Origin of the sequence: Pseudomonas viridiflava (assembly GCF_900602065.1) — a bacterium.
GTDB lineage: Bacteria > Pseudomonadota > Gammaproteobacteria > Pseudomonadales > Pseudomonadaceae > Aquipseudomonas.
Genome location: NZ_UWFN01000215.1, coordinates 1 through 385, shown reverse-complemented (window position 1 = coordinate 385; position 385 = coordinate 1). Strand labels below are relative to the sequence as shown.

1 protein-coding gene is annotated in these 385 nt (G+C 64.2%); it reads left to right on the top strand.

Features of this window, described 5'->3' with window-relative positions; genetic code table 11:
- Positions 1–385: DNA topoisomerase (locus tag EE949_RS12900; protein ID WP_241152852.1), on the top strand; the 385-nt coding region annotated here is incomplete at both ends.

The window sequence follows — 385 nt, the reverse complement described above, 5'->3', positions numbered from 1 at the left end:
GCCCTGGACGACGCTTCGATCCGCAAGGCGCTGGCCACGCTCAAGCCCGGTGCGGACACCTTCAGCCTGTATCACTCGGCACTGGGCCGTTCCCGCGCTGACTGGCTGATCGGCATGAACATGAGCCGACTGTTCACCCTGCTGGGCCGACAATCAGGCTATCAGGGCGTGCTGCCGGTAGGACGCGTGCAGACCCCGACACTTCGACTGGTCGTGGACCGCGACCGCAGCATTGCCCATTTCGTCCCTGTGCCTTACTGGGCCATCGATGTGGAGCTGCTGCATGACCAACAGGCGTTCATCGCCCAATGGCGAGCGCCTTCGGACGCTTGTGATGATCAGGACCGCTGCCTGAATCAGCCGCTGGCGCAGCAGGCAGCGGAAG